Here is a 10,756-nt window from a genome sequence, read left to right as displayed (position 1 = left end):
GGAGCGGCGGGTGTGGATCGGCTACACCGACACCGACGGCCGCCAGGTGAGCCGGATCGTCGAACCGTCGGGGGTCGACGGTGGTTTCCTGACCGCCTACGACACGACGCGCGCGGCCGTGCACCGGTTCGCGATTCACCGGATCACCGCCGTCGCCGAACTGGAGCGGGCGGTGGACTGACGGCGCGATCACCGCGCGTGTGTGCCACGCATGTGGGCCACATCCGCGGCACGCGGGCTACTGTGGTGCCGTTGGTCGACCCGCCGACGGTGAGAGACAACCTCATGAGCAACGCATCGCTGCCCCCCGGGGCATCGTCCCCCCGCGACCACGGACGTGACGGTGAGCACCGCCGCGAGGCGACGCGCGGGCCCGAGTCCGCCGACCGCCACGACACCGGCCGCGAGGTCCGGGACGACCGGCCGGCCCCGGGAACGGGTGGCGCCAACAGCTCCACGATGGCCCTGATCCTGCACGCGGTCACGTTCCTGTGCTGCGCGAACTGGCTCTTCGGGGTCGCCGGGATCGTGTTCGCGGTGCGGGCCGGGCAGGCCCGCGACCGGGGGCGCCCGGATCAGGCGGAGACCCTCACGCGTTACTCCTGGTACTGCTTGGGAGCGGCGGGCGTGATGTTCTTCGTCATGATGGTGTTGACCTTCGTGGCGCTCACGCAGGCCGGGTCGTGGATCGGGGGTATCGTCCCGATCTCGAACTACTGATCGCGGACGGGTGAACCACGGGTCCGCGGGCGGCGTCTGACCGGGAGGGACGGAACATGCGGTGTAGGGGGACGACCGGGGAGCGCGACGGCCTGTGATCGGCGGAGGTGGCCCCAGGGCCTTCTGGGAGAGGGAGCAGCGCTCCGCTCTCGGACGCCCCGTACCCGCGAACGGCGCCGCCGGCGGCCCTCCCCCGGCCCAGCCTCCGTCCGCGGCGCCACCTCCCACCGCCCGACCCGTGACGGCCCCCCGGCCCGTCGGGCCGCCCCCGCGCGTGGGCGGCGCCGTCGCCGCCCTGGTGGTCGCGGTCCTCACCCTGGCGATCCCCGCGCTGGGCGCGTCCTTGGGGCTGTGGTTCTTCCTCCTGCTGACCAACCTCCCCGGGATCGGGCTGGGCGTCACCGCCCTGGCGAAGATCCCCGACACGGCCGAGGTCGAGCGGTTCCTCCGCTACACGTGGGCCTGCAACCTCGCCTACGTGGCGATGTTCGTCGTCTTCCTCGTCCCCGTCCTGGTCCTCCTGGCCGTGACGGCCTACTACTCCTGAGCCGCCCCTCCACGCACACGTCCCCCGAGACAACGGAGAACCCGTCGATGAAGGACGACTGGCAGCACGAACAGCCCCCCGGTTCGGAAGGCTACGACTACGACGCCGGCACGGGCGGCTACAGCCCACCGCCGGGTTACGGTTCCGCGCCCGGCCACGGCGAGCCCTCCGGCTACGGTCACCCTCCCCCGCCCCCGGCCTTCTCCCCCGCGCCCGGATACGGGCCGCCCCCTCCCGGATACGGCACCCCGCCCACGTACGGCGCTCCGCCGGCCCACGGGGCGCCGCACGGAGGACAGCCCGGCACGGTCAGTATGGTCCTCTCCCTGGTCGTGGCCATCGGCATGGTGTCCACCTGCTGCAACGTCTTCGCCATCCCCGGGATCGTCTTCTCCGCGATCGCCCTCAGCGATCAGCGCGACCACGAGCGGGCCACGCGCTTCACGCGCTACGCCTGGATCTCCAACGGGGTCAATGTGGCCTTGGTCGTCCTGTTCGTCGTCGTCATGCTCCTCACCGAGACGTGACCCCGGTGACCGGGGGTTTCACCCCGGCCGGGCATGATCGGGGGGTCGGGCGCGTTGCACCTGACGCCGCCCTCCCACCGCCACCCTCGGGAGGACACTCCGTGCGGGATCCTCCCTCAACGGAGAGCCGTCGGCTCCAGTCCCGTCATGCCCACGAGTGAGAAGGTTCGTGTGTCCTGCCTGATCGTCCAGTCCGACAAGACGCTCCTCCTCGAAGTCGACCACGAGTCCGCTGAGGAGTGCCGCCGCTCCATCGCCCCCTTCGCCGAGCTCGAACGCGCCCCCGAGCACGTGCACACCTACCGGATCACCCCGCTGGCGCTGTGGAACGCGCGGGCGGCCGGGCACGACGCCGAGCAGGTCGTCGACGCCCTGATCCGGTTCTCCCGGTTCCCCGTTCCCCATTCCCTGCTGGTGGACATCGCCGAGACGATGGACCGCTACGGGCGGCTGCGGCTCGCCGGCGACCCCGCACACGGTCTGGTCCTGGAGTCCTCCGACCGGGCGGTGCTGGAGGAGGTCGTGCGCGCCCGCAAGCTCAAGGGCATGCTCGGCGAGCGGCTGAGCGAGGACTCGGTGGCCGTGCACCCGAGCGAGCGCGGCAACCTCAAGCAGGCGCTGCTCAAGATCGGCTGGCCCGCCGAGGACCTGGCCGGATACGTGGACGGCGAGGCGCACCGGATCGACCTCGACCAAAACGGGTGGGAGCTGCGCGGGTACCAGAAGGAGGCCGCGGAGAGCTTCCACGCGGGCGGGTCCGGGGTGGTCGTGCTTCCCTGCGGCGCGGGCAAGACCGTGGTCGGCGCCGCGGCGATGGCGATGACCGGCGCGACGACGCTGATCCTCGTCACGAACACGGTGTCGGTGCACCAATGGCGGTCGGAGCTGCTGCGGCGCACGTCGCTGACCGAGGACGAGATCGGTGAGTACTCGGGCACGCGCAAGGAGATCCGGCCGGTCACCATCGCGACCTACCAGGTGATGGCCGCGCGCCGGAAGGGCGTGTACACCCACCTGGAGCTGTTCGACGCCCGCGACTGGGGCCTGGTGGTCTACGACGAGGTGCACCTGTTGCCCGCGCCGATCTTCCGGATGACCGCCGATCTCCAGGCGCGGCGCCGTCTCGGCCTGACGGCCACGCTCGTGCGCGAGGACGGCCGCGAGGGGGACGTGTTCTCCCTGATCGGACCGAAACGCTACGACGCGCCGTGGAAGGACATGGAGAACCAGGGCTGGATCGCCCCGGCGGACTGTGTGGAGGTGCGCGTGGACCTGTCGGAGTCCGAGCGCCTCGCGTACGCGACCGCCGAGCCGGAGGACCGCTACCGGTTCTGCGCCTCGTCGGATTCCAAGACGACGGTGGTGCGGGAGATCGTACGGCGCCACGCGGAGGACCAGGTCCTGGTGATCGGGTCCTACATCGACCAGTTGGACGAGTTGGGCGATTCGCTGGACGCCCCCGTGATCAAGGGCGAGACCCGCAACAAGGAACGGGAGCGGTTGTTCGACGCCTTCCGCTCGGGTGAGCTGCGGACGCTGGTGGTGTCCAAGGTCGCCAACTTCTCGATCGACCTGCCGGAGGCGGGTGTGGCCGTCCAGGTGTCGGGGTCGTTCGGGTCCCGGCAGGAGGAGGCGCAGCGGCTCGGCCGGGTGCTGCGGCCCAAGACCGACGGCCGGGCGGCGCGCTTCTACGCCGTGGTCGCGCGGGACACCCTCGACCAGGACTACGCGGCGCACCGGCAGCGCTTCCTCGCCGAGCAGGGGTATGCCTACCGGATCGCGGACGCGGGCGACCTGCTCGCGGGGGACGAGATCTGAGGAGCCCGGTGGACACGGCGGAACCGCGCGGCGGATCGTCCGGGCGGTCCGGGCGGTCCGGACCGTCCGGACCCACCGGGCCGACGGGTCACAGCGACGGCAGGCCGCCCATGACGTAGGTGCCCACGGCGATCCCCCAGGCGATGAGGGAGTAGGTGAGGGCGCGGGTCCGCAGGAGGCGGTCGCCCCGAACGGACGGCGCGGCGAAGGCGGCGACGAACAGAGCCAACCCGAGGAGCGCGGGGACGGCGGAGGCCAACGCGAACAGCTGTGTCTGGGTCGCGCAGGTCGTGTAACCCTCGCTGCCGGGATCACCACAGAACACGTCGTCCCCCGATCGATGCGGTCGGTCTGAGCGGTACTCCCCGACCGTACCGTTTCGGCAAGGGCCTGATCGCCGCCGAGGTTGACCGTATCCCCCTGGAGGGACGGCTTCCCACCAGCCCTACCGAACCAGATTCTGTTTTTTCGTGACCCATGGCACGTTTTCTCTTTACACGAGAGTCATCTGTGTCCAATCATGAGGTCAGTCCGCCCCTGGAGGTCATCCCATGCCCGACACCCCAGCCACGTCGACGGCCGCCAACGAACACAGGACCGGTTTCCACTCGCTCCGCGGCGGGGGCCTGAACTGGGACTCCCTTCCGCTGCGCCTGTTCACCAAGGGCAACGCCCGCTTCTGGGACCCCGCCGACATCGACCTGAGCCAGGACGCCGAGGACTGGAAGCGGCTCGACGACGCGGCGCGCACGCGCGTCCTGCGGCTGTGCGCGTTCTTCGTGGCGGGTGAGGAGGCGGTCACCGAGGACCTCCAGCCGTTCATCCGCGCGATGGCGGCCGAGGGCCGGCTCGGCGACGAGATGTACCTGACCCAGTTCGCCTTCGAGGAGGCCAAGCACGTCCAGGCGTTCCGGCTGTGGCTGGACGCGCTGGGAGTGTACGAGGACCTGCACGAGTACGTCGACGCCAACCCGGGGTACCGCGCGCTGTTCTACGAGGAGCTGCCCGGGTCGCTGGACGCGCTCCTGCACGACCCGAGCCCGCGCAACCAGGTGCGGGCGTCGGTCACCTACAACCACGTCATCGAGGGGTCGCTCGCGCTCACCGGCTACTACGCCTGGAACCACCTGTGCACCGTGCGCGACATCTTCCCCGGCATGCGGGAGATCGTGCGCAGGATCGGAGACGACGAGCGCCGCCACATGGCGTGGGGCACCTTCACCTGCCGCAGACACGTCGCCGCCGACGACGCCAACTGGGAGGCGGTCCGCGAACGGCTCGACGAACTGCTGCCGCACGTGATGACCACGGTCAAGCGGGGTGACACGCCCTCCGACGATCCCGCCGACCAGCGCTACGAGCTGCCGCCGGGCGAGCTGGTCGAGTACGCCGGCAACCGGGCACTGCGGCGTCTGGGCGCGATCGAGTCCGCACGCGGGGTGCCGCTCGCCCAGATCGACCTCGACGCCTCCCCCGAGCAGTTGGAGGAGCGGTTCGGCGAGGAGGACCGGGAGACGATGCGCTCGGTCGGGTCGAAGAACTGATCCCGCGGCGGCGGGCGGCCCCGGGTATCGCCGACCGGCCCTACACCGGTGACCACCTGCGCGGTTCTAGGATGTCGAAGACGGCATCGGCACGAACCCGAAAGGACACCACACATGGCTACGGCTACCGCACGTCACATCCTGGTCAGCACCGAGGCGGAGGCTCTGGAGCTGAAGGGGCAGATCGAGAACGGAGCGGACTTCGCCGAGGTCGCCAGGAAGCACTCCTCCTGCCCCTCCTCCAGGGACGGAGGCAACCTCGGATCGTTCGGCCCGGGACAGATGGTCCCCGAGTTCGACAAGGTCGTCTTCTCCGCCCCCGTCGGCGTGCTCCAGGGGCCGGTGAAGACCCAGTTCGGCATGCACCTGCTGGAGGTCACCAGCCGCCAGGACTGAGGCGACGCGCTCCGGGCCGCGCCGTCACGGCGCGGCCCGGGGCGGCGCTATGAGTTCGGCGGCAGCACGTTCTCCTCGAACCGGCCGACGTAGTTTCCCGGCGGATCGAATCGGCCCACCACCATGCATCCGTGCCAGCCGTTCTCCTCACGCGTGGCCGCGATTCCGACACCGACGCGCTCAGTGGATTTCCACACGAGTTGGGTGAAATTTCCCGTTTTCGATGAAAAGCCCGGCGTGTTGTAGTCGTAGTGGTCGATCTCCGAGTACCAGGTGTCCACCGCCTGGCGCAGGACGCGCTCGTCACAACGCAGCGGATCCGGGGACATCCGCTTGTACAGGGTCTCCCCGGCGTGATCCCGCTCCTCGAAGGAACTGTGTTCGAGCACCCCGCGGTCCGCCCATGCCTGCGCCCCCTGGGCGAGCCGGGCGTCCGCGACGAGCGGGGGCGCGGAGTGGCGGGCACGGTGACCGTTGGCCTGGTCGAGGACAGCGGCCGTCGGGTCCGCCACGTCGGGCTCCGCCTGCGCGGAGGGGGCGAGCGCGGCCAGAAGGGCGGAGGACACCAGGGTCACGAAACCCAAACGAATGACATTCACCCGACGATCATATCTTCGCGGGAATCGGATTTCGACACGGAAAAATTCCGCAGAAATTCCATTTCACCCTCATCCTGTGAAATTCGCCGAAATGGCGCCCGGGCGTACCGGGGTCAGCCCGCCCCCTCCACGTGCCACAGCTCGCGGCGCCCCCGCTCGGCCTCCAGGGCGATCCTTCCGAACGGCTCCGCCCGCCACTCCCCCTCCTCGGTGAGGTGGTTGGCGTAGAGCACCTCACCGAGCCGTGAGAGCACGAACAGCGAGTCCACGAGCCGGTGCGTCTCCAGGAACTCGATGCTGTTGGGCACCCCCAGGTAGAACCGGTCGTGGTCCTCCGGAGTGATCCACCGGCCGAAACCCTGGTCGCGGCGGGAGCGCTCGTGCCGGTCGACGATCCCGAACGCGCTGTTGCTGCTGTGCGTCGCCACGAACGCGACCTCCACTCGGTACCCCGCCGAACGGAAGCCCTCCACCCATGCCGCCGCCCAGTCCGCGCGCCCCAGCGGATGGCTGCACACCACGTCCACCCGCCGCTCGCGCACGTGCTCCATGGCGAGCTGGTGCAGGCCCGCGATCTGCCGGGAGAGGGTGCGCGAGGCGACCCGGTCGTCGGCGGTCATCGCCCACTCGTAGTCGGGCGCCAGGCGCAGTAGGTCGTCCCCGTCGTAGCTGACCGTCCCCTCCGGAAGGACCGGCAGGAGGAGGCGTTGGAGCGTCGACTTGCCCGAACCCGGCTGACCGCCGATGAGCAGCGCACGGGGCCGTTCCCGGGTGGTCCCGGTGAGGCGGGAACGCAGCGCGAGGTCGAACAGGACCTCGAGCTCGTCCCAGTCCGGACCGGGGCCCGGATCCTCGGGGGTGGCGCCCTCCGGCACGCGCACGGGGTGGCGGCGCAGCTCCTCGATGACCGGCGGCAGCTCGGCGCCGACCCGGTCGAGCTGGTCGGGCGTGAGGAACGGAAGCCGGGCCTCCTCGATGAGCAGTGCCCCGGCCCGCGCCGCGTCGCCCCGGGACAGGCACGCCCCGATCGCGGCGCTGTACAGGTTGTAGGCGCGTTCCCTCGCTTGGCGGTGGGTGTCGGTCTGCGGTGGGACGCCACCGCTGGACGTGTCCGCCAGGAGTGGCCGCACCGGCCCCGTCTCGTCGGGCGCGGTCGCGTCCCCTCCGCCGAAGGTGGTCATCTGGCCCGTCCTTCCCTGGCCCCGGAGGCTGGAGCCGATCAGTCGGTCGCCGCTGTCGGCACCCGGGATGCTAGTGCCTCAGGTCACGCGGAGTGGGGGGTTTCATCGGACGGGGACCGGCCTAAAGTGGCCACCATGACAGCGACTGCCTCCACACCCTCCGGGGTACCCGCCGTGATCGACGCCCTGGCCTGGGTCCACGTCCGCGACGGCCGGCTGCTGTGCGTCCGGTCCGAGGGCAAGGATCTGCTCTACGTCCCGGGTGGGAAGCGGGAACCGGGTGAGAGCGACGAGGCCGCGGTGGCCCGGGAGGCCCGGGAGGAGGTCAGCGTCGAGCTGCGTCCGGGAACCTTCCGCCGGGTGGCGGTGATCGACGAGGTCGCGCACGCCCAGGCCCCCGGCACCCGTGTGCGGATGACCTGCTATGCCGCCGACCACGACGGAGAGATCGTGGCGGACAACGAGATCTCCGGTCTGGAGTGGATCGGGTTCGGCGAGCGCGAGCGCTGTGCCCCGGCCGTGCGCAGGCTCGTGGAGCTCCTGCACGAGGAGGGCACCGTTCGCTGAGCGGGTGGACCGCCCGTTCGGAGTGGACGGTCCGGTCAGCTCGGACAGCCCTCGCGGGCGATCGGGTCCGGCACGCGGCGCCCCCAGTCGCCGGTGGTGAGCGACAGCAGCATCACGGTCGGCACACCGAACACGAACGGGGCGAGGAAGCCGGTCGACATGATGGCGTCGACCCCCCGGACCTCCACGTAGCCGCTGCTCAGCATGGTCTGCGCGACCGTCTGGAACACCAGGTGGAAGCCCACGCACGCCCACAGGTTCCCCGTGACCAAGCGGATCCCGCCCAGCACGATCCCCATGCCGAGGAAGAGCGCCAGCCGCTCCGCGAGCACGCCCCACCCGTTCAGGATGACCCACAGCCCGGTGCCGAACAGCGCGAACAGCGCGGCCTGCGCCAGGACCGCGAGCCAGGCGGGCATGGCCGCGTTGAGGTTCCGGTACAGGTAGCCGCGGAAGATCAGCTCCTCCGGCACCGCCTCGAACACCAGGACCAGCGCCGCCAGCGACAGGACCCCGGGCAGCAGCTCGGTCCAGGGCACGGCGGCCGTGACGGACGCCCACCCCATCGCGACGCACAGCGCGATCCCGGCCGCACCGGGCAGCGCCCAGGCGGCGGCCCCGACCAGGAACGGCCGCCGGCCCTCCCGGACCCCGGTCAGCCCGAGCCCGCCCCAGGGCCGCCGGTCGAGGAAGCGGCGCGCCGCCCACACCAGGGGCACCGCCAGCACGAAGACGAGCAGCGCGTTCACCACGTGGCTGGCCGTCGTCACCTCCTCGGCGGGGAAGAGGGTGTCGTCCACCCAACCCATCAACAGCCAGACCAGCAGGGCGCCCACCGTCACCAGGATGACCCGGACCAACACAGGCGGACGCTCCGGCCGGACACCCGCCGTCGCGCGCTCGGATCCGTGAATTGCGTTCATGTCCCCCACGATCCCAAGCCGCGGTGACCATCGACATCCGGAATCACCCTGGCTCACCCCCGACCTCTCGTACGGGCGGCTCCGTGGCCCGCGCTCCGACCGTCGCCGGGGCCGGGGCGGGGGCGGGGGCGGGGGCGGGAAAAACCAGTGGCCGACGCGGGAGAAGCCTGGCTAGGGTCCGAAACCGTGCGCGTGTTTCCCGAACCCCCGGGGGTCCCCGACCACCGGTCCGCCGACCGTTTCCTCCTCTGGCTCGCCCGACGCCAGTGGAGCACCCTGACGTGGGCCTCCCTGGTCATGGGCGCGTTCACCACCTGCGGCGTCCTCCTCTCGGCGGCGATCGGCGCGGCGATCGACTCCGGTCTCACCGACGGGGACACGACGGCGCTCCTGTTCTGGTCCGGGGTCCTCACCGCCCTCATCCTGACCTCCGTCGCCCTCCTCCACTTCCTCCACCGCGCCCAGGCGTTCAACTGGTACGCGTCGGCCTACCGCACCGTGCAGTCGGTGACCGGCCGTTCGGTCGACCTGGGCCCCACGCTCACCCGGCGGCTGCCCTCCGGTGAGGTGGTGGCGGTCGGCACGGACGACATCGACCGGATCGGCGACTTCTACGAGATGAGCGCCCTGCTGCCGGGAGCGGTCGTCTCCATCGGGGTGGCCAGCACCCTGATGCTGACCTCACACGTCACGTTCGGACTGGTCGTCCTGGTGGCGGTGCCGTTGATCATGCTCTCGACGGTGCCGCTGCTGGGTATGCTCTCGCGGCGTGAGCAGCACCAGCGCGACCGCCAGGCCGAGCTGACCACGATCGCCGGCGACCTGGTGGCGGGCCTGCGCGTCCTGCGCGGTGTGGGCGGGGAGCGCACCCTCGACCACCGGTACCGGGACGAGTCCCAGCGGGTCCGCGCGGCCGGGGTGCGGGTCGGGTGGACCGACGCGACCCTCCAGGCCGTCCGGGAGCTGCTGCCGGGGCTGCTGCTGGCGGGGATCGTCTGGTACGGGGCCCGGTTGGCCCTCACGGGTGAACTCACCGTCGGCCAACTGGTCGCCTTCTACGGCTACACCACCGTCCTGAGCACGGCCGTGCGCCATCTGACCTTCACCGCGTCCTTCTACGTCTCCGCGCGAGTGGCCGCCCGCCGGGTCGTCGGCGTTCTGTCCCTGGAACACGACCACCCCGACCCGGTGGCCCCGGCCCGGGCACCGGAGGCACCGTGCGACCTGCGCGACCCGGTCAGCGGGGTGACGGTCACGGCGGAGCGGACGACCGGTGTCGTGTGCGCCGACCCCTCCGACGCGACGGTGATCGCCGAACGCCTCGGCCGCTACCGCGAGGAGGAGGGCGCGGAGCTGGTCGAGCGCTCCACCGGCCGCGCGGTACGCCTGCGGGACCTGCCCCGTCGCACGGTGCGCGACCGCGTGCTGGTCGCGACCAACGACGCCCACCTGCTCTCCGGGAGGCTTCGGGACGAGCTGTCCCCGGACGGCGGGCTGTCCGACGAGCGGCTGGCACGGGTGGTCGACGCCGCGCACGCCGACGACGTCGTGCACCAGTCGTCTCGGGGGCTGGACACCGTGCTCACCGAGCGCGGACGCGAGTACTCCGGCGGCCAGCAGCAGCGGCTCCGGCTCGCGCGGGCGCTGGGGCTGGACCCGGAGATCCTCGTCCTCGTCGAACCGGCCTCGGCCGTGGACGCCCACTCGGAGGCCGCCATCGCGGAGAAGCTCCCCGCGGAACGGACCGGCCGGACGACCGCCCTGTTCACCACCAGCCCCCTGCTGCTGGCCCACACCGACCACGTGCTCTTCGTCCGGGAGGGACGGACGTTCGCCCAGGGGACGCACGCGGAACTGCTCGCGAACGTACCCGAGTACGCCGCCACCGTACTGCGTGAGGTCGCCACGGAGGAGATCCCATGACCCGGACCGCG

13 protein-coding genes are annotated in these 10,756 nt (G+C 71.3%); 9 read left to right on the top strand and 4 right to left on the bottom strand.

Annotated features, from left to right (window positions below):
- The 5 genes from D471_RS38430 to D471_RS0114770 form a co-directional block, all read left to right on the top strand.
- The coding region (locus tag D471_RS38430; protein WP_026127742.1) for a WYL domain-containing protein at positions 1-181 on the top strand (181 nt) is incomplete at its 5' end.
- Positions 182-285: 104 nt separating this feature from the next.
- Entirely contained in the window at positions 286-720 is a 435-nt protein-coding gene (locus D471_RS0114785; RefSeq protein WP_017599330.1) for a hypothetical protein, read from the top strand.
- A 274-nt stretch (positions 721-994) separates the two neighbouring features.
- On the top strand, positions 995-1,267 hold the full coding sequence (locus D471_RS0114780; protein WP_017599329.1) for a hypothetical protein: 273 nt from the start codon (positions 995-997) through the stop codon (positions 1,265-1,267).
- A 47-nt stretch (positions 1,268-1,314) separates the two neighbouring features.
- Complete coding sequence (locus tag D471_RS41320; RefSeq protein ID WP_017599328.1) at positions 1,315-1,794, top strand: hypothetical protein; 480 nt, start codon at positions 1,315-1,317, stop codon at positions 1,792-1,794.
- A 171-nt stretch (positions 1,795-1,965) separates the two neighbouring features.
- Complete coding sequence (locus D471_RS0114770; RefSeq protein WP_026127741.1) at positions 1,966-3,612, top strand: DNA repair helicase XPB; 1,647 nt, start codon at positions 1,966-1,968, stop codon at positions 3,610-3,612.
- An 88-nt stretch (positions 3,613-3,700) separates the two neighbouring features.
- On the opposite strand, the gene D471_RS0114765 is transcribed toward D471_RS0114770, so the two are convergent.
- A complete protein-coding gene (locus tag D471_RS0114765) occupies positions 3,701-3,937 on the bottom strand; it encodes a hypothetical protein (protein ID WP_017599326.1) in 237 nt (78 codons plus the stop codon).
- 226 nt (positions 3,938-4,163) lie between these two features.
- On the opposite strand from D471_RS0114765, the gene D471_RS0114760 reads away from it, so the two are divergent.
- Both D471_RS0114760 and D471_RS0114755 read left to right on the top strand, forming a co-directional pair.
- Entirely contained in the window at positions 4,164-5,156 is a 993-nt protein-coding gene (locus D471_RS0114760; protein WP_017599325.1) for a R2-like ligand-binding oxidase, read from the top strand.
- A 114-nt stretch (positions 5,157-5,270) separates the two neighbouring features.
- Positions 5,271-5,552, top strand: a complete 282-nt coding sequence (locus tag D471_RS0114755; protein WP_017599324.1) for a peptidylprolyl isomerase — start codon at positions 5,271-5,273, stop codon at positions 5,550-5,552.
- A gap of 47 nt (positions 5,553-5,599) precedes the next feature.
- Here D471_RS0114755 and D471_RS37665 read toward each other — a convergent pair whose 3' ends face one another.
- On the bottom strand, positions 5,600-6,151 hold the full coding sequence (locus tag D471_RS37665; protein WP_206538945.1) for a CAP family protein: 552 nt from the start codon (positions 6,149-6,151) through the stop codon (positions 5,600-5,602).
- 113 nt (positions 6,152-6,264) lie between these two features.
- Entirely contained in the window at positions 6,265-7,332 is a 1,068-nt protein-coding gene (locus D471_RS0114745) for a zeta toxin family protein (RefSeq protein WP_017599322.1), read from the bottom strand.
- 135 nt (positions 7,333-7,467) lie between these two features.
- Between D471_RS0114745 and D471_RS0114740 the strand changes: the two genes are divergently transcribed.
- Positions 7,468-7,899 carry an NUDIX hydrolase gene (locus D471_RS0114740; protein WP_040689745.1) on the top strand — a complete coding sequence of 144 codons (432 nt, stop codon included), beginning with the start codon at positions 7,468-7,470 and terminating at the stop codon, positions 7,897-7,899.
- A gap of 35 nt (positions 7,900-7,934) precedes the next feature.
- On the opposite strand, the gene D471_RS0114735 is transcribed toward D471_RS0114740, so the two are convergent.
- Entirely contained in the window at positions 7,935-8,822 is an 888-nt protein-coding gene (locus tag D471_RS0114735; protein ID WP_026127740.1) for a CPBP family intramembrane glutamic endopeptidase, read from the bottom strand.
- A gap of 186 nt (positions 8,823-9,008) precedes the next feature.
- Between D471_RS0114735 and D471_RS0114730 the strand changes: the two genes are divergently transcribed.
- Positions 9,009-10,745, top strand: a complete 1,737-nt coding sequence (locus D471_RS0114730; protein WP_017599319.1) for an ABC transporter ATP-binding protein — start codon at positions 9,009-9,011, stop codon at positions 10,743-10,745.
- Positions 10,746-10,756: the final 11 nt, after the last annotated feature.

This window comes from Nocardiopsis lucentensis DSM 44048, from assembly GCF_000341125.1.
Taxonomy (GTDB): domain Bacteria; phylum Actinomycetota; class Actinomycetes; order Streptosporangiales; family Streptosporangiaceae; genus Nocardiopsis; species Nocardiopsis lucentensis.
Note: the sequence above shows the minus strand (reverse complement) of the source record. Positions and strands in the feature narration are given on the sequence as shown.

What these genes read in the sequence shown, in the direction of transcription:
- D471_RS0114785 (WP_017599330.1), top strand. Translation starts at nt 286, where the DNA reads ATGAGCAACGCATCGCTGCCCCCCGGGGCATCGTCCCCCCGCGACCAC.
- D471_RS41320 (WP_017599328.1), top strand. Translation starts at nt 1,315, where the DNA reads ATGAAGGACGACTGGCAGCACGAACAGCCCCCCGGTTCGGAAGGCTAC.
- D471_RS0114760 (WP_017599325.1), top strand. Translation starts at nt 4,164, where the DNA reads ATGCCCGACACCCCAGCCACGTCGACGGCCGCCAACGAACACAGGACC.
- D471_RS0114755 (WP_017599324.1), top strand. Translation starts at nt 5,271, where the DNA reads ATGGCTACGGCTACCGCACGTCACATCCTGGTCAGCACCGAGGCGGAG.
- D471_RS0114745 (WP_017599322.1), bottom strand. Translation starts at nt 7,332, where the DNA reads ATGACCACCTTCGGCGGAGGGGACGCGACCGCGCCCGACGAGACGGGG.
- D471_RS0114740 (WP_040689745.1), top strand. Translation starts at nt 7,468, where the DNA reads ATGACAGCGACTGCCTCCACACCCTCCGGGGTACCCGCCGTGATCGAC.
- D471_RS0114735 (WP_026127740.1), bottom strand. Translation starts at nt 8,822, where the DNA reads ATGAACGCAATTCACGGATCCGAGCGCGCGACGGCGGGTGTCCGGCCG.